Origin of the sequence: Paenibacillus sp. FSL H7-0690, assembly GCF_037980415.1 — a bacterium.
Lineage (GTDB): Bacteria > Bacillota > Bacilli > Paenibacillales > Paenibacillaceae > Paenibacillus_AQ > Paenibacillus_AQ odorifer.
Genome location: NZ_CP150281.1, coordinates 2,121,783 through 2,138,953 on the forward strand (window position 1 = coordinate 2,121,783; position 17,171 = coordinate 2,138,953).

The 17,171-nt window shown below is 49.0% G+C and carries 14 protein-coding genes; 9 read left to right on the top strand and 5 right to left on the bottom strand.

Annotated features, from left to right (window positions below; translation table 11 throughout):
• The first annotated feature begins 9 nt into the window (after window positions 1-9).
• The gene (locus tag MHI32_RS09165; protein WP_340012197.1) at window positions 10-1,464 is read left to right on the top strand and encodes a glycoside hydrolase family 28 protein; all 1,455 of its coding nucleotides are present in this window, start codon (window positions 10-12) and stop codon (window positions 1,462-1,464) included.
• A 6-nt stretch (window positions 1,465-1,470) separates the two neighbouring features.
• On the opposite strand, the gene MHI32_RS09170 is transcribed toward MHI32_RS09165, so the two are convergent.
• On the bottom strand, window positions 1,471-2,352 hold the full coding sequence (locus MHI32_RS09170; protein WP_076179655.1) for an AraC family transcriptional regulator: 882 nt from the start codon (window positions 2,350-2,352) through the stop codon (window positions 1,471-1,473).
• Between the two features lie 73 nt (window positions 2,353-2,425).
• Here MHI32_RS09170 and MHI32_RS09175 point away from each other — a divergent pair, with 73 nt between their 5' ends.
• Genes MHI32_RS09175 through MHI32_RS09185 form a run of 3 tightly spaced genes read left to right on the top strand, consistent with a single transcriptional unit; the run spans window position 2,426 to window position 5,530 of the window.
• Window positions 2,426-3,316, top strand: a complete 891-nt coding sequence (locus MHI32_RS09175; protein ID WP_076191130.1) for a pectinesterase family protein — start codon at window positions 2,426-2,428, stop codon at window positions 3,314-3,316.
• Window positions 3,291-4,355 (top strand): alpha/beta hydrolase family protein, encoded by a 1,065-nt coding sequence (locus MHI32_RS09180; protein WP_340012706.1) that lies wholly within the window; start codon window positions 3,291-3,293, stop codon window positions 4,353-4,355. The genes MHI32_RS09175 and MHI32_RS09180 overlap by 26 nt, the downstream gene beginning before the upstream one ends.
• A gap of 47 nt (window positions 4,356-4,402) precedes the next feature.
• Window positions 4,403-5,530 carry a glycoside hydrolase family 88 protein gene (locus MHI32_RS09185; protein ID WP_076278570.1) on the top strand — a complete coding sequence of 376 codons (1,128 nt, stop codon included), beginning with the start codon at window positions 4,403-4,405 and terminating at the stop codon, window positions 5,528-5,530.
• Between the two features lie 67 nt (window positions 5,531-5,597).
• Here the strand turns inward: MHI32_RS09185 and MHI32_RS09190 are convergent, their stop codons facing one another.
• Window positions 5,598-5,918 (bottom strand): cupin domain-containing protein, encoded by a 321-nt coding sequence (locus tag MHI32_RS09190; RefSeq protein WP_036683993.1) that lies wholly within the window; start codon window positions 5,916-5,918, stop codon window positions 5,598-5,600.
• 26 nt (window positions 5,919-5,944) lie between these two features.
• Window positions 5,945-8,485, bottom strand: coding sequence for a heparinase II/III family protein (locus MHI32_RS09195; protein WP_340012199.1), 2,541 nt, complete (start codon window positions 8,483-8,485; stop codon window positions 5,945-5,947).
• 236 nt (window positions 8,486-8,721) lie between these two features.
• Here MHI32_RS09195 and MHI32_RS09200 point away from each other — a divergent pair, with 236 nt between their 5' ends.
• The 5 genes from MHI32_RS09200 to MHI32_RS09220 all read left to right on the top strand — a co-directional run bounded on the left by MHI32_RS09200 (window position 8,722) and on the right by MHI32_RS09220 (window position 15,445).
• Window positions 8,722-9,618: a sugar ABC transporter permease gene (locus tag MHI32_RS09200; protein ID WP_038569654.1), complete on the top strand. Its 897-nt coding sequence runs from the start codon at window positions 8,722-8,724 to the stop codon at window positions 9,616-9,618.
• 87 nt (window positions 9,619-9,705) lie between these two features.
• Entirely contained in the window at window positions 9,706-10,527 is an 822-nt protein-coding gene (locus tag MHI32_RS09205) for a carbohydrate ABC transporter permease (protein WP_254847647.1), read from the top strand.
• 45 nt (window positions 10,528-10,572) lie between these two features.
• A complete protein-coding gene (locus MHI32_RS09210; RefSeq protein WP_248547628.1) occupies window positions 10,573-12,342 on the top strand; it encodes a sensor histidine kinase in 1,770 nt (589 codons plus the stop codon).
• 7 nt (window positions 12,343-12,349) lie between these two features.
• Window positions 12,350-13,966: a response regulator gene (locus MHI32_RS09215; RefSeq protein ID WP_340012707.1), complete on the top strand. Its 1,617-nt coding sequence runs from the start codon at window positions 12,350-12,352 to the stop codon at window positions 13,964-13,966.
• A 93-nt stretch (window positions 13,967-14,059) separates the two neighbouring features.
• Window positions 14,060-15,445, top strand: coding sequence for a sugar ABC transporter substrate-binding protein (locus tag MHI32_RS09220; RefSeq protein WP_036683984.1), 1,386 nt, complete (start codon window positions 14,060-14,062; stop codon window positions 15,443-15,445).
• A gap of 76 nt (window positions 15,446-15,521) precedes the next feature.
• On the opposite strand, the gene MHI32_RS09225 is transcribed toward MHI32_RS09220, so the two are convergent.
• Together MHI32_RS09225 and MHI32_RS09230 are read right to left on the bottom strand one after the other, a co-directional pair.
• Entirely contained in the window at window positions 15,522-16,652 is a 1,131-nt protein-coding gene (locus MHI32_RS09225) for a YheC/YheD family protein (protein WP_076184268.1), read from the bottom strand.
• Window positions 16,634-17,152: a GNAT family N-acetyltransferase gene (locus MHI32_RS09230; RefSeq protein WP_076124882.1), complete on the bottom strand. Its 519-nt coding sequence runs from the start codon at window positions 17,150-17,152 to the stop codon at window positions 16,634-16,636. The genes MHI32_RS09225 and MHI32_RS09230 overlap by 19 nt, the downstream gene beginning before the upstream one ends.
• Window positions 17,153-17,171 lie beyond the last annotated feature (19 nt).

Genomic DNA, 17,171 nt, shown 5'->3' on the forward strand with positions numbered 1-17,171 from the left:
TGAAATTCAATGAGCAGCAATCTTGTAACTAACACGTATCCGATTCCCGAGCTTCCCCAGATTCCCGAACGGACTTTTGCAATCACGGATTATGGGGCAGAAGAGGGGGGATTAACGCTATGTACCTCTGCTATTCAGGCTGCACTGGATGCCTGCGCTTCGGCGGGAGGCGGAAAGGTTGTTATTCCCGCTGGCATCTGGCGCACAGGACCCCTTACTTTACGTAGTCGAATTAATCTGTATGTAGACAAGGGAGCGTTGGTGCAGTTTGACCCTGATCATACCTTGTATCCGTTACTTTCTTCCCATTATGAGGGGAATGCCGGCTGGCGCTGTCAGGCTCCGCTCGATGGAGAAGGTTTAAGCGATGTGGCAATAACCGGTGAGGGAATATTCGACGGCAGTGGCGAAGGCTGGCGCCCAGTGAAGCGGTTTAAGATGACCGAGAAGCAATGGGAGCGTTTGATCGAATCTGGAGGAGTGCTTGATCCGCAGGGCGAAGTATGGTGGCCTTCCCGGGAAGCCATGGAAGGTGAGGACTTCTGCCGGAAGCTGTGGGACAAGGGAGAAACTAGTATGGAGGCTTATCTGCCTGCTCGTACGTATCTTCGTCCGACGTTGCTTAGCCTGCGCAATTGCCGGCGGGTGCTGCTGGAAGGGCCGACCTTCCAGAATTCACCTGCTTGGTGTCTTCATCCCATTGGTTGCGAGCAGATTACCGTACGAAATGTTCAGGTACGTAATCCTTGGTATTCGCAGAACGGGGATGGCCTTGATTTGGAATCCTGCACGCATGCTCTAGTTGAGTACAGCAGCTTTGATGTGGGTGATGACGCCATCTGTCTCAAGTCAGGCAAGGATGAGGAAGGCCGTAAGTGGGGAATGCCCTGCCAGTATATTACCATCCGGAATTGCACGGTATATCACGGACATGGAGGCGTTGTGATCGGCAGCGAGATGTCCGGAGGTGTACATGCAGTTCGAGTTAGTGACTGCCTGTTCATCGGCACGGACATCGGCCTGCGGTTCAAAAGCACCCGGGGAAGAGGCGGTGTGGTGGAGGATATTGTAATGGAGAATATCAACATGACCGGCATCATCCACGAGGCTGTATCCTTTCATATGTTCTATGCAGGGGTTGAAGGATCGGAAGGGTATGACGAGCAGTTATTTTCGGTTACAGAGGAAACTCCGCAATTTCGGAAGATTACCCTGAAGAATATTGTGTGCCATGGTGCGGCAACCGCTCTACTGGTTAACGGGCTGCCGGAGATGCCGCTTGCTGATCTAACCATCGAAAAATTCCACGCAGTGAGTGATCGGGGAATTGTGCTGCGGCATGCCACGGGGCTCACGTTGGATCGTATCCGGTTGCAGACTTCGCAAATGCCGAAGATAACAGCGCATAGATGCAGCCACGTCACGCTCACTCATTCCGAAGATTTGACGATTACAGATAGATAAAAAATTCTATGGATGATGGAAATCCGTCTTGAACTTCCGTGGGTGTGACCTTGCTTCTTTTCGGTATTGGAGCGGGGTCAGACCGGTTGATTTTTTGAATGTTTTATTGAAATGGGAAAGATGTTCAAATCCGACAGCGGAGGCGATCTCCTGGATTTTGCCTGTAGATCCGACAAGCAGCCGTTCGGCTTCCCTTACGCGGACATGAACGATGTATTCCCGAAAGTGAAAACCCGTCAATCGGTGAAATACCCGGCTCAAGTATGAAGGACTAATGTAAAAATTACTCGCAGTCTCTTCCAGAGTAAGGGCCTCACGGTAGTGATCACGGATATAGGTGGCTACATCCGTTACTAGATGATGGAGCGGATGTTTCGTCCCTCCAGCTTGTGAGATACTCTCTGAACGCTGGAGGAGAATCATCAGCTCGGAGAATAAAGCGATTACGCTGGTTTCGTAATACGGGCGCTGCAACCGGCATTCTTCCAGCATCCGGTTCATTAGGATTTCCGCTTCGTCCTGCTCGCGCAGGGTCAGCTTGAACAAGCGGTACCCGCGGTCATGAAACCAGATGGCTTCATTCTGCAGGGATGGCGGTAGAAGAGCAGGATCATAGTTGATCAGAATCCGCTCGAACTCGGCTACTTCCGAGCTTGCTGTGGAATGAAGCTCCCGGCCGGAGATAAGAATAAGCTCACCCTTATGAACCGTAATGACTCGGTCGTCCACAAAGTATACCCGCTCCCCTTGTATCAGATAGTACAGCTCGGCTAAGTCATGGCTGTGGGGACGTGGCATAGCAGTGATGCCTTTACGTTTCATATGCTGGATGCTGTAGCGGTCTTCTTCAATATGATATTTGTGATTGGGGCTAGTCAGGCTAGTCATAATTCTCCTCTTCTCTTACGAAGCGTTACGGTTATTATAGAATAAACTCAGGTTGATAGGAAAGGAGCCGCAGATGTTAATTACAGTCTCTAAGAGTGTCGACGAAGGATTCAGTAGTCTACAGGCAGCGTTGGATTCAATTCCACAGGAACACAAGGAAGAAGTGACGATTCGTATTAAACCCGGCATTTACGAGGAAAAAATTACAGTGAAACAGGGAACGCCTCCGGTTCTGCTACTGGGGGAAGACACGAATTCCACCATCATTACCTGGTCAGACAACGCGCACACTTTAGGTCCGGACGGAGAACCGATTGGCACGTTCAAATCCGGTACCCTGAATGTATTCGCTGAGCATTTCACCGCTGAAAATCTGACCATTCGAAATGCATCAGGTCCCGGCACTGGCCAGGCGGTGGCTGCTTTTGTTGATGCTGGTCATGCTGTATTCCGGCGTGTACGCCTGCTGGGTGATCAGGATACTTTGTATACAGGGCAAGGAAAGCAATATTATAACGAATGTTACATTGAAGGCGATGTGGATTATATTTTTGGCGCGGCTACGGCTTTGTTTGAACGTTGCCGGCTGCATAACAAACGTTCCAGAGGATATATAACAGCCGCATCAACGCCTGAAGGCGCACCGTTTGGTTATGTATTCCTCGATTGTGAAATTACTGGCGGTCAAGGTGTAAGTGAAGTGTATCTTGGCCGACCTTGGCGCCCTTATGCACATGTGGCTTTTATCCGCACGGTCATAGACAGTTCGATTATCGGCGAAGGCTGGCATAATTGGGGGCAGCCGGACAGGGAGGAAACTAGCCGCTATGAAGAATATGGCAGCAGTGGACCGGGAGCCAATCCCGAAGCCAGAGCTGCATGGTCGCGGCAGCTGATTCCACAGGAAGCTGCGGAGTATAGGGTGCTGACCGTGCTTGATGGCTGGCATCCTGAAGGATATTAAGGAAGGAGCACTTCGGATGGAGCCTCTGGAACAATACATGAAAGAACTAGCTGGTTCAGCACAACGTAACTCGGCTTTCAGCAAAGACATACCCTTTCAGCAATGGCGTGATGAGCTTAGCGCAGCATTTACGAAGCGGTTAGGTGGCTTTCCAGAAATAGCTGAGGAGCTGCAACCGGTTCTGCTGGAACGAACCGTCTGCTCCGGGTATACCCGTGAACGTATAGAGATAACTACCTATGAAGGGTTGCGCATGCCGCTGTATCTTTTGATCCCGGATCAGCCGTTCTCTACCCCTGTTCCTGCCGTTCTTGCCATTCATGGACATGGCTATGGAAGCCGGGAGATCGTAGGCTTGAACCCGGACGGATCGGATCGGCAGGGAGATCCCGGGCTGCACAAAGACTTCGCTGTTTCACTGGTAAAACAGGGCTTTGTAGTGGCAGCCCCAGAGCTGCTCGGCTTTGGGGACAGACGATTGGAAGAAGACCTAACAAGCGGGGAGCCTGGACGTAATTCCTGCTTCCGCCTGTCATCCGCATTGTTGATGGTTGGGAAGACGATGGCCGGCTACCGTATCTACGAAACCATGCGGGCACTGGATTATTTGCAGACAAGAAAAGAAGTTAAGGATGAACGAATTGGAATTATGGGTATTTCCGGCGGGGGACTGGTGGCTGGCTTCACAGCTGCACTTGACGAACGAATCGCTTGTGCGGTCGTAAGCGGGTATGCCAATACTTTCGCAGACAGTATTCTGACACGCAATCATTGCCTTGATAATTATATTCCAGGGATTTTGCTGGAAGCGGAGATGCCTGACCTACTGGGCCTCATTGCCCCTCGTGGCCTGTTCCTCGAATCGGGAGATACCGATCATCTGTTTGGCCCACGCGGAACAAAATTAGCTTTAACCCAGTTGCAGACGATTTACAGGTCGGCGAATCATATCGGACAGGTAGAAGCGGACTTCTTCACCGGAGGTCATGAGATTCATGGTGAACCAGCCTTTGCCTGGCTGCGCAAGCAGCTCACCTGAGCATAAGATTAGACTTCATATGGATGACAAACGAAGGAGGAATAAGGATGTCTATAACTGAAGCAACAACCGTTCGCTTGTCCAGTAAAATCGCGAGTACGATTCTTGGAGGGTGCAACAAGCAGGGAGAGCATGAATATGTGCTGGAAAGATGGGCTTATGTTCCGGGCATGCTGCTGATGGCAATGGCCCGGGCGGGTGTTCAGCTCGACCAGCCTGAGTATGTCTCCTTTATGGAGCGGCATATGGACACATTTATTGGAGAGGATGGTTCCATCCGTACCTACAGGCTGGAAGAATACAATCTGGACCAGATTAACGAGGGGAAAAACCTGTTCTTGCTATACCAGAAAACCGGAGAAGAACGGTATGCTGAAGCAGCCCATTTGCTGGCCGCACAGCTTATTGGACATCCCCGCACCTCCGAAGGGGGATTCTGGCATAAGAAGGTATACCCTTTCCAGATGTGGCTGGACGGGCTGTACATGGCATCGCCATTCCTAGCGGAATACGGCAAGGTTTTTCAACGACCTGAACTGATTGACGAAGCGGCGCATCAGCTGCTGCTGGTTGAGCGGCGGACCCGTGATCCACGGACCGGTCTGCTCTATCATGGCTGGGATGAATCCAAAGAGCAGGAATGGGCTGACTCGTCTACCGGATTGTCCTCTCATTTTTGGAGCCGGGCGATGGGTTGGTATGCGATGGCTGTGGTTGATTGCCTGGAGCATTTTCCGCTCACTCATCCGCAGCGGGGGACGATCATTGGCATTTTCCAGCGGATGTGCGGCGCGCTTCTGGAGGTTCAAGACAAGGAGACTGGCCTCTGGTACCAGGTGTTAGATCAAGCGGGGAGAAAAGGCAATTATCTTGAAGCTTCCGGCTCGTGCATGTTTGTTTATGCGATGGCTAAGGGACTAAGATTAGGTTATCTGGAATCCTCTTTTATAGAGGCGATGTTGCAAGGGTATGAAGGCATTTTGACGCATTTGACTGAAGAGGATGAACAAGGTGTGCACTTGCACCAGATCTGTCATGGAGCGGGTCTGAGCAAAGACCGTAATGGCTCATACGATTACTATATCTCTGAGGACGTATTGTCGGATGTGCCTATGGGCGTCGCTCCATTGTTATTAGCATCACTTGAGGTGGAACGGTACCAAGCTGAAAAATAACAGAAGCCCAATCATTCCCTCTGAAATGGAATGATTGGGCCTTTTTTTGCTGCCAGATATATATTTATTAGCGTTTCAGCAGATCCTCGCGGATAGGTGTGAAGACATCGAGCAGCGCAGAGTCTGCTTCCAATGCGGTTACACCGTGCTTTGCATCTGGCGGTATGGCAATACTTTGCCCCGCGGTTACCTTATGCTTCTCGCCGTCAATACGAAATTCAAAGCTTCCACGCAGACAGTAGCTCATCTGCTCGTGAGGATGGCTATGCTCATAGCCCTCGGCTCCCTTTTCGAAATGAACCTCCATCATCATCAGACTGGCTGCAGCGTTCAAGATACAGCGTTTAACTCCCGGTTCTGCTGGTTCCCATACTCCAAGATTGCTCATGTTCTAATCTTCCTCCTTGTATATAGTTATCGGGGCATGGCGATGTGAATTCTGCCTGCCTCAATTCTTAATTGGGTTGCTTCAGGTTGCCCGGATGTTGACTCAGATTCTCCGAGCAGCCTAAGCGGTCCGAGACCCGGAACAGTAACAAGGTGTTCTTCCTTGGTGCCGTTGATGGCGGCGATAAACCATTTTCCATCCGTACGGGATATCCTGTACAAGCGTACTCCTTCGACAGCCTCTTCATAATCAAGCTGTTCAAGCTGTAGTGAAGAAGCATCTTCTGTCCGGGGATGAAGCAGAATGACGTAATCGCTTGTACCACCATAAACACGAAAATGTTGCTGCTCTGCCAGCGGATAATTCCCGGCTACAGCGCCTTCTCCCATTGTAATCACTGGAAGTTCTGGTTCGGCGATATAAGCGCTTAGGTGCTTGCCGTTCAGGCAAGCTGCATCAATGGATTGCTCCATTATACTTGCATCAGTACTGAGTGTATGCAGATTCCAGACGCTGTTCGATGCTCCCTCGATTCGATCCCATATCAAGTAGACGTTAAAGCCTGCTTTAATAAACAAGAAATTCCGCTCATATTCCCTGGCGTTAGCCTCTGGAATAAGACTGCTGGCATGATCTAACTCTTCTGAAAAGCGCACTTCCTTGCATGTGCTTTGCAGTGGGCCATTGGCAAAATTTCCGAATGAATCGGTAAATTGAACAACATTATGAGCTGCGCTGGACACATACCAATGCCGATCTCCGTTATAGTAACCTCCCGTTCCAGAATCAAGGGTTACTGGAACACCATCTGCCCAGATGGAGAAGTGCCCTTCATCATGATGAGCGTGATAAGTCAGCGGAGACGCCTCGTAGATTGCATAATGCTGAAGGTTCTGTTCTCCGTTGCGGAAGATGACATAACCGATATCGGGATAATGTACGGAGTCGAGTGCAGGCCTTTGTTCTGTTAAGTCGGGCTGTGGATATAACAGCGCGACCAGAGGCAGAGGAAATGCGCCACTATCCTCAATCGGTTCTCCGCCGTGCTTCCACGTCCAGAGCATTTCCCCGGCAAGCTGGGGGTCTTCGTCCATATAGAATGGGGCCGCATATCCAAGCAGGCGAAACCATTTTTCCTGCACATTGGCATCGCCGACCGCTGGTGTAAGCAGGACGGGGGAGCCAGAAGAGCCGCCTTGAATAATATCTGGTGCAGTCACTGTTCCGATTAGGAAATGGTACATGCCCTTTACCTTCTCATGCTTGAAATAATCAATGCCCTTCAAACGCTTTAATAGGAGGAAGAAGAGAAAATAGCGATGCAATACTGCGCCATGGTAGCGAATATTTTCTGGCCATGCGCCGTCTGAATCCACCACTTCTGCCAGCTGCCAGTTGATGACTGAGAGGGCATGATCAAGATATGCCTCACTTTGTTTTTCATTGGGAAAGAGGAGGGCATATACACCCAGTCCGGTTGCCCGGTCGGCATTCCAATTACTGCGTTTTCCCCCCTTTTCATCTGGGAAGGTCTCCAGATCAAACCGGTAGTAGTGGGTATCCATCATCATGTCTGCGATATAGCGGAAATGAGCGAGAAGTTCGGTTTCTTCTCCAGTGAGGAATACACTGCTGCCAGCAATCTGATCGTAGATTACCGAAGCAGCAGCGAGCCCCCTCCCGATATGCACCGCGCCGTAAGTATCATCGTCATGCCAGCCGTCTCTACGGAAAATATCCATGCCTACCCGCATATCGGCAAGCATGTACTGGAGCTTTTGCTTGGCTCGAACCGCAAATTTACTTTCACCCGTGGTCATATACATATTGGCGTCCGCTCCCGTAGCCTCCAGCAGGAAGGCCCAATTGGTAAGTGTCGGCCGATTAAAAAGCGGGGAGAGCAGCTCAGTTCCCAATGGCTGCCCCGCAGCATTTAGAAAATGGACCCCGATGCAGATTCCTTCGCCTAGAGGAGCTTCCAGACTGAGCACCGTCTGCACGCTGTAATGATCACCTTCGTATACAGGTATGGTCTCTCCATAATGAAGGATTGTCAATCCTTTCACTTCCTCATTACTGATGCAGATACATTGCAAATCGTCTGCCAGACTAGCGCCAGATGGGGTTACACCAGATGGCTGGAGACCCTGCTGCCATCTGGCCAATTTCTCTAGATATACTGTGCTTCCGTTTTCTCGGTCTTGACTCCACCCCAGCATCCCAGATTCTAGACCGCCATTCGCTAGTTCAACCGGCAAGCCAAGCTGCGAATGAGTCAGACGCAAGCCCCCGATGCGCGCCGTGCCCTTTCCCCGAATCTGTACAGAAAGCTTGAGGAAGGCCGTTCTGGGAGGGGTTTTAAAAACAAAGGGTTCTACCCGGAACACCCCGAGTTTATGGAGGGGCGCAGCAGCTTCTCGGCTGGCAAATTGTTCAGACAGCTGTTGTTGTCTTTCGTACTCTTGCCGGACCTTGGGAAGCTGTTCGATTCTAAGGCGTATGCCCTCCAGCTCTCCTTCGGTATAACATCCGAAGGGGCGTGTACCGCCACCATATGCTGAAATCATCGGTAGTTCTAACCTCCTTGTAAAGTAGTCATGGTTCGTGGGTGAGCTTTCTCTTAATTAGTATAAACGTGGCTTTACGAAGGACGGGATAGATAAACAAATGAAGGAAAGGGGACAAAGCAACTGAAAAAGTGAAATTCTCCCCCAAGCGCAGTCGCTTTCTCCCTAACCGTTACGAACGGATAGAATTATCATTAAGGACATAAGCTTAGTCCAATGGACAGGAGGAACAATAAATGAATTTATCAAAACGTCAAATTAACGCCTGGACCTTCGTTGCTCCCAGTTTGATTCTGACGCTGGTTTTTGGAGTATATCCGATCTTTTGGGCTCTGAAGTACATGTTCTATGATTACCAGGGTTTCGGCGAACCCTTGTTTATCGGGCTGGAGAATTTCGAGCGCTTATTAAGGGATCAGGAATTCTGGAAGTCAGTGGTCAACACCTTTATCTACGCTGGAGGCAAGCTGCTCATCACCTTGCCATTATCATTTTTACTGGCGGTTGTCCTCAATCGTGCTTTGAAAGGGCGGCAGCTGCTAAGAGCGATTTACTTTATGCCGACCGTAATCAGTGCTTCGGTTATGGCCATCGTATTCTACGTTATCTTTAATTCATACAATGGGATGGTTAACCAGCTATTGGTCGGCTCTGGAATTATTTCCGCTCCGATAGATTGGCTAGGGCCGAAATATGCCTTACTAACAGCTATTATGATTGCGATATGGGGGGCTATCGGTAACTATATGCTGCTCTTTATCGCTGGTTTACAGAACATTCCTGAGGATCTCTATGAGGCGGCATCTATAGATGGAGCTGGACCTTTCAGAAAAATGTGGAACATCACCGTTCCCATGCTCGGACCTGTATTGCAAATGATCATTATGCTCGCTATTACCGCCTCCCTAAAAGGCTACGAGAGTATTATGGTGCTTACCGAAGGCGGTCCTTATGGCAAGACGGAAGTTATGTACCTGTACCTGTATAAGCTGTTCTTCCCTGTATCCAGTGGGGGTACAAGCATTCAGCAATTTGGCTACGGTAGTGCGGTTGGTTTTGCCACAGCAGTTATTGTAGGTCTGATTACCTTAGTCTACTTTTATGTATCTAAAAAGCTAAATGATATCTATTAAAAGAGAGGAGAATGAACAGTGAGTACATTACATGCGGAGACGAAGAACACTTCGGTCCAGCCTGTCCGGTCCTTCAAGACCCGAGCGGTGCTGTCCCGGACCTTGCTGTGGATTTTTCTACTTATAGTGGCGGCTTTTGCGTTGTTTCCGATTATTCTGGCTTTTTTTGGATCCCTTAAGACCAATCTGGAGTTGACGACAGGAACCACCTTGCTGCCTAAGTCATGGCAGATTGGAAACTACGCGCAGGCTTGGAATTCGGCTAACTTTGCCCGCTTTACATGGAACAGTGTGTTTATCAGTATCTTTACCACCTTAGGCACTCTATTCATTGGAACGATGGCCGCATATGCGGTAGCGAGAGTCGATTTTTACGGGAAACGTATATATGTTGTAATTCAGTCCTGCACGCTGTTTATCTCGATCGGTGCTGTGGTGCTTCGGCCGCAATTTGACCTTATGGTAGCGCTTAATCTACAGAAATCGTTATGGGGTGTCATTATTATTCTGATTAGTGCGCATGCCACGGCATTTTTTATGTTGATTGGTTTTGTACGAGCGATTCCGAAGGATCTGGATGAGGCTGCTTTTATTGACGGCTGTAATTTCTATAGCGTATACTTTCGAGTTATCTTACCGCTTCTGACACCCGCCCTTGGAGTCACGGCGCTCTGGACCTTCCGCGGAGCATGGAACGAATATATTCTGCCGCTGGTTTTTACCATGACACAGCCAAAATTACAGACACTCACCGTAGGATTGGCGGGGCTAAAATATGGTATCGGCGATGCGGCGCAACCTCAATTGATGCTCGCGGGTGCATGTCTGTCCATGTTGCCAATGATTGTTGTCTATATTTTCGCTAATAAATCGTTCATGCAGATGACAGCTGGCTCTGTAAAGGGCTAAATTCGGGGCGGGCTTCGGACAGTTATTCAAGAAGGATGTGAATACATGCTGAAGGCCTGGGTTTATCGTACCTCTTTGAAGAAAAGAATATGGCTATCTTTTACCGCACTGACGGTATTCTGTATTTCTGTCACCGGTTTATTGGCTTACTCCATCGCTTCTCGGGCGATGGAGCGTAACTCTGTCGAGTTAAATCAAAATGTGCTGAATCAGTCAATCAATGTCCTGGACCAGAAGTTAAAGCAAATCATTGTGGCTTCCTCCACGATGATGTTGAGCGAAGCTTATCAGCAGACCATCCGGGATATTAAAGCTCATAATATGGAACGTTTTTTTGCCAATTTTTCTATGCTGCAAGCGCCCTTCACGCAGGTAGAGTTGACGGAAAACTCCATTGAATCTATCTTGATCAGTACGCCGGACGGGGATTTCTACTCTACCAGCAATCAGCGCAGAACCTTGACCCCATTTCTAGAATCTTCGCTGTATCAACGGATTAAGGAGAAACCTGAAACCAATTGGGTAGAGAGTCATCGGGACGAGCTATTTGCCGGGAAACACCATGTTATTTCCCTAGTCTTGCAGCCGCTTACAGACAATTATGTCCCTGATCTATTTTTGATCGTTAATGTAAAAGAGGACATTCTTGAAGATACTGTAAGTGGAGGCGGGAGTCTTGGCTCCGCACGTTTTTTACTGATCAATAAAGAGGGAACAAGCGTCTTCGGAGACGGGAGACGTCCGGAATGGTCTCGGGACTCTGTGTTTTTGGACAAACTGAGGGAAGCAGACCGGGGTAATTTTGAATATTCTGCTGGGGATGGGCCAATGCTGCTCAGCTATGCCAGTTCAGGGTACGCAAAAGACTGGGTGTTGGTCAGCTACCTGTCCAAAAAGGAACTGCTGCAACCTGTTCGGAGTATTCAATGGCTGGTGTTGATGATCATGGCGGCATGTATCGTCATCGCGCTTTTCCTTGCAAGGTATCTGTCCGCTTTGCTACTGGGACCGCTGCTGAAACTGCAACGGACGATGTCTCGTGTTGAGCAAGAGGATCTCAGTGCACGCTTCCAGAGTCCTTTCCAGGATGAGATTGGGGAGGCGGGACGCAAATTTAACCAGATGTTGGACCGGATTGGTGAGTTGATTGCTGAAGTCAAGGATACAGAAAAAGAAAAGAGAAAAGCGGAGATCAAGGCGCTTCAGGCGCAGATCGAGCCTCATTTTTTATATAACACATTAAACACGATTTTCTGGAAATGTGAGATGGATGAATATGAAGATGTGAAACAGATGGTCATTTCGCTGTCTGCACTGTTTCAGCTGGGACTGAACAACGGGCAGGAAATTACGACCTTAGGCAAGGAACTGGAACATGTCCGCCAGTATCTAAACCTTCAGCAGCAATGTTATGAAGGGTTGTTTGACTATACAATTGATGCCGGAGTGGAACTGCTGGAGCTTCCTGTGTTGAAAATTATTATTCAGCCCTTGGTGGAGAACTCAATCCTGCACGGCCTTAAGGAATTAAGGGGAGGGGGAGTGATCCGGATCTCTGTAGAAGTAGCCAAAAACACACTGCTCATCCGGGTTACCGATAACGGAACCGGCATGAATGCGGAGAAACTCAATGCCTGGCTGAAGGAGCCGAACGGTAGTGGAGGTTACGCTCTGTCTAATATATGTAGCCGACTGCAGCTGTACTACGGCAAAGAAGCCGGATTGGTCTTTCGAAGCAGTCCGCGTGTTGAAACCGAAGCTGTTCTATCCATTCCTGTGGAAGGGGGAATAAATCCTGAGCGCCCATTCAATTAAAATATGTATTGTTGATGATATTCCTGCAGTGGTCCGCGGATTGTCGCAGCGGATTCCTTGGGAGGAACATGGGATTGTGATCGCGGCCACCGCGGCAGACGGGGAAGAAGGTCTGGAGCAGATCCGCAAGCATCGTCCTGACATCGTATTGACGGATATCCGAATGCCTTTTAAGGATGGTTTAGAGATGATGCGGAGCATCCAAGCCGAGCAGCCAGGCATCAAACTGATTTTTTTGACGGGTTATTCTGATTTCACCTATGCCCAGGAAGCAGTTAAGCTGGGTGCCTTTGATCTGATTGTAAAACCGTATACCAAGGTTCAAGTGCTTGAATCCGTATTGAAGGCCAAAGAAATGTTGGAACGGGAACGCAGTCAAGCTGAGCAGATGATGGGCATGGAACAAAAGCTGCGCGAGAGCTTACCTTATTTGCGTCAGGAATATATGCGTCTGCTCATCCGTTACGGCACTAGGCAGCAGCACTTGAGCCAGCAGTGGGATTTTTACAATATCGAGATGAATAACCATAACTTTTGCGTGATGGTAGCGGAAGTGGATTTTTTTGTGGAACGTACATCAGAACTTACGGTTTCCGAGGTGGAATTAATCCGCTTTGCCGTACAGAATATTTTGGAAAATACAATATCCGAATACACTCGGGGCATTGTGTTCCGGGAAAATGTGAATCAGTTCGTTATTGTGATGAACCCTCTGGCGGAGCCGAATATGGAGCAACTTGCAGAGAAATGCCGGGAAAATGTACATCGGTATACGTACCAGACGGTATCCATTGGACTGGGTGGAGAGGTGGAGGAGGTAGGGCAGCTTTCTGCTTCCTATGCGCAGGCGCTGTCTGCACTTGCGAACACCTTTCTGAACGGTGGGAACAGCGTGTACACCTATGTTGAAGATGCAGTCGTGAATGCCGTGCTACCCAGATACTCATATGACAAGGAGAAAGAATTGCTTTATTGTCTGCGTTCGGCGAATTTGTCCAAAGCAGAGGAGCAGCTGGATCATATTTGGCATGATTGGATTACTGCACCGGCAACGCCTAACCCGTCCATCGTTAAGACGTTATGTCTTGAACTGGCTCATTCTATCCATCGGATTTTTTCGGAAAAAGCAACGGATTCGGAAGTTAAAACTCTGGAAAATAAGCTTGCAGACATGAGCAGTGCAGTCTCTTTTGAAGATCTTAGCCGCCAGATTCGGGAATTTTGCCGTTTGGGCTGTACGTATTTGCAACAACGCCAATGCAGTGACGCGCGTATGCTTGTGGATCGGGCCATCACTCATATCAATGGAAATCTGCAGCGAAATCTATCCGTCGCGGACTGTGCACGGGAGGTGCATCTTAGTCCTAGCTACTTCTCCAATCTTTTTAAAAAGGAGACGGGAATGACACTCGCCCAATATATTATCGGGAGACGAATGGACAAAGCCAAGGAGCTGGTGCTGGAAGGCATACAGGTTCAGGATATTGCCATCTCTTTGGGCTATGAGGATCGACCCTATTTTACAGAGCAGTTCAAAAAATACACCGGAATGACGCCGACTGACTTTCGTGCAAAATATACCTTGCCCAAAGTGGAGGGAAACAGTGATTTCGTCTCCCATTGACAGTTGTTTTCTCCTTCACTGATAAAAGGGCAGTGGAATTATAATTTTCTTAAGAAATGAATGCGATTTCAAAAGAAAAGGGAGGCATTTTAGATGAAAAGAAACAAATGGATATTAGCTGGGGTTTCGCTGATGCTGGCTGGCTCGTTGGCCGCCTGTTCATCATCCGAATCTAATACGGAGGTAAGCAGCAGCAATACAAACTCCGAAAAAACAAAATTGGTCTACTGGACCATTGATCGTCATGATTCTGATTTTATTGAGCAAAAGATCAGCGAGTATGAAGGTCTTAATCCCAATATCGAGATTGAAATGAAGGTTATGGCAGAGAACTATACGCAGTCGGTGGATATTGCCTTCTCCAGCATGCAGGCGCCTGATATTCTCCGGGTGGATACTTATAACGTACCAACGTGGGTCAAAAGAGGGTATCTGGAATCTTTTGATAGCTACATTTCACCAGAGATGAAGAGCCGGTTCGAGAACGTACTTATCAACGAGAAAAATACCGTTGACGGCAAAATATATAGCCTTCCCAATATCGGTCAGTTCTGGCGCCTCATCTATAACGTAGATTTGTTCGAGAAGGCTGGCATTACAGAGCCGCCTACCACACTCGCAGAGATGGTCGAGGATGCCAAGAAAATTACGGAAGCGGGAAAAGATATAGGCGCTTACGGCTTCGCGGGTAATTTTAAAAGTACCAGCGGATTTGAGCGTATCGCTTATCCAATAACAACACTTAGCAAGACTAAGGGCACAGAGGGCTTCGACTTCCAGACCGGGCAATTTGATTTTAGCGTCTATAAAGAGGTTGCTGAGGCGCTGCGGCAGATTAAGGTGGATGGAAGCATGATGCCAGGATCGGAATCGCTTGATATCGACCCGCTGCGTGCGCAATTTGCTCAAGGCAAGATCGGTATGTATTTCAACCATTCCGTTGAGCCGACGGTCTACAAAACCCAATTCCCAACTGAGATTCGCTGGGCAGCTGCGATTCCTCCAACCATTGACGGGGAGCAGAAGGGTGTCAGCCAAGTTATTGCAGGAAGTTATTTGGCTATGAGCAAGGATTCTAAGCATAAGGAAGAAGCTTGGAAGTTTATTGAATGGATGTACAGTGATGATGTGCAGATTGCTTACCAGGAAGCAGGGTATGGGGTTTCGGTTATTCCATCGGTTGCTACTGTTGCCAAGGCACCAGACATTGCAGGAATTGAAGATTTTCTGCCTACGAAGTTAGACGGAATTTATCCAGCGACTCCGATGGTCATTAGTGAAGGACGTTTGGAAGGACTAAAGAAGGTTGATGTCTTCAATAGATATATTTTTGGTGGTGGAGATTTAGATAAAGAGCTTCAGGACTTGAATACTCGCTATAATGCGGCGCTTGAAAAAGCCAAAGCTGCAGGTGACACCGATATCGAAGCACAGCCGGACTTCGATGCAGGTTCCCTGCAGGGATCATTGGCCAAATAAATCGAAAAAGACGCCCCTTCGGCTTCGTATTAATACGAGCTAGGGGTGTCTTTTTTTTATGACTACTAAGATATTTTTATTCCTCAGTCGTTTTAGCTGTGCTCGGGGTTCCTTTGTTATTGTAGAGCCACAGCGCGTATTCCAGAGGGCGAATCAGGGCTTTGCGGTAAGTGGTTCCGTCACCTGATCTTGCGAACACTTCACGGGCGGGCTTGGGATTAACCTCCAGCACGTAAATTTTACCTTCGCGATCAATGGCGAGGTCCAATGCAAGCTCACATAAGGCTCCGTAACTTTCTTCCAAGAAGGCTGCGGCATCAAGGCCCAACCTCTCGGCAGTCTTCATGACCTTATCGGTTTTATCCTGACTACCCAGCCATTCCTTCAGCAGTGTTTCCGCTCGAACGGCATGACCACCGCCATGAAGATTGGAGGTTACACTCCGCGCTGCACCGACCCGTGCTGCCATACCTGTGAGTTCCCAGACACCTTGCCCGTTCTTTTGAACGAGCATCCGGTAATCATGGAAACGTCCGCCCGGCAGACGTAATGGGATCCCCTGTTGGATAAGGAAACGCCCGCCGATACACCATTGCCGTACGATGGAATCCAGCCGAGTAGAAGAGACTTTACGGGTGGGAATGATTCGGCGATCCTGGCGACGGCCTTGAATATCATATACCCCACGCCCATCCTTCATTCTCTCAATTCTGAGAATGCCACGTCCGCCTGTGCCGTTTGCCGGCTTGATATAGACTACTGAATTGGTTTTCAGCATCCGGCGCAGGTCGGCAGAGGACTGATAGAGTAAAGTTTCTGGCATATGCTGCCGGAAACGGCTTTTTTGTGAGAATGTTTGGTGAATGGTCCATTTGTTGCGCAGTGGACGATTCAGAAATAACAGATGATTGTAGCGTTCTCGGAAACGAAGCAGTTGCTGAAAGCGTGAGCTTCGCTGAATACGGCAACGGTCATAAATCATGTTCGGAAAAGAACGCCATTTGCGTGACCATTTTCCGCTCTTGGGATCAAAGACAAGGGCATGGATCTGCTCTTTGCTGGGATGAACATCCATGGGGGTAAACACAAAGACATCCAAGCCAATTCGTTTGCCCTCGACGATCATTCTCCGGTACACGGCCTTTTCTTCAAGCTGCTTGGCTTCGTTAATATATAAAGTAAGAATGCCTAAGACGGGCTCTGGCACAGGAGTTCACCTTCTTGTGGAGAAATAGTAGTGCTGCCGGTATGATGGGGTGACCGGAGCAGTAATGTTGGCTTGCCGGTAGGACCAGTGGTAAGTGTGTCGGCAGCAAGGCCGATATTGAAGCACATCTTTAGGCTAGCAGTATTGTCGCAGGCAACACTGCATTGCAGATGCCCGAGGCGTTTCAGCTGGGCAGCCATTAAGGCAGTGCCGGTATGTCTATTCCGGTAGAAGGGGTGCACAGCGACAAGACAGGCTTCTGCACCGAAACCGGATACGAAGCTGACTCCTGCGAGCTGGCGCCCATTCTGACCGCGTACGGTAGCGACAAGCAGCGAGATACCCGGCTCTGACAACTGATCCGGTGTTAATCGGGCCAGTACTTTGCAAGCTTGGTTTGTGATTCGCTTCTCCCCATGCGCTCTTATAAACTCAAGCAGTCCAGCCAGCCGTGATTTCCACTGCTTGGCATTTGTGTCATAGATGGAGGATATCTGCATGCTGTGTCACATCCTTTTA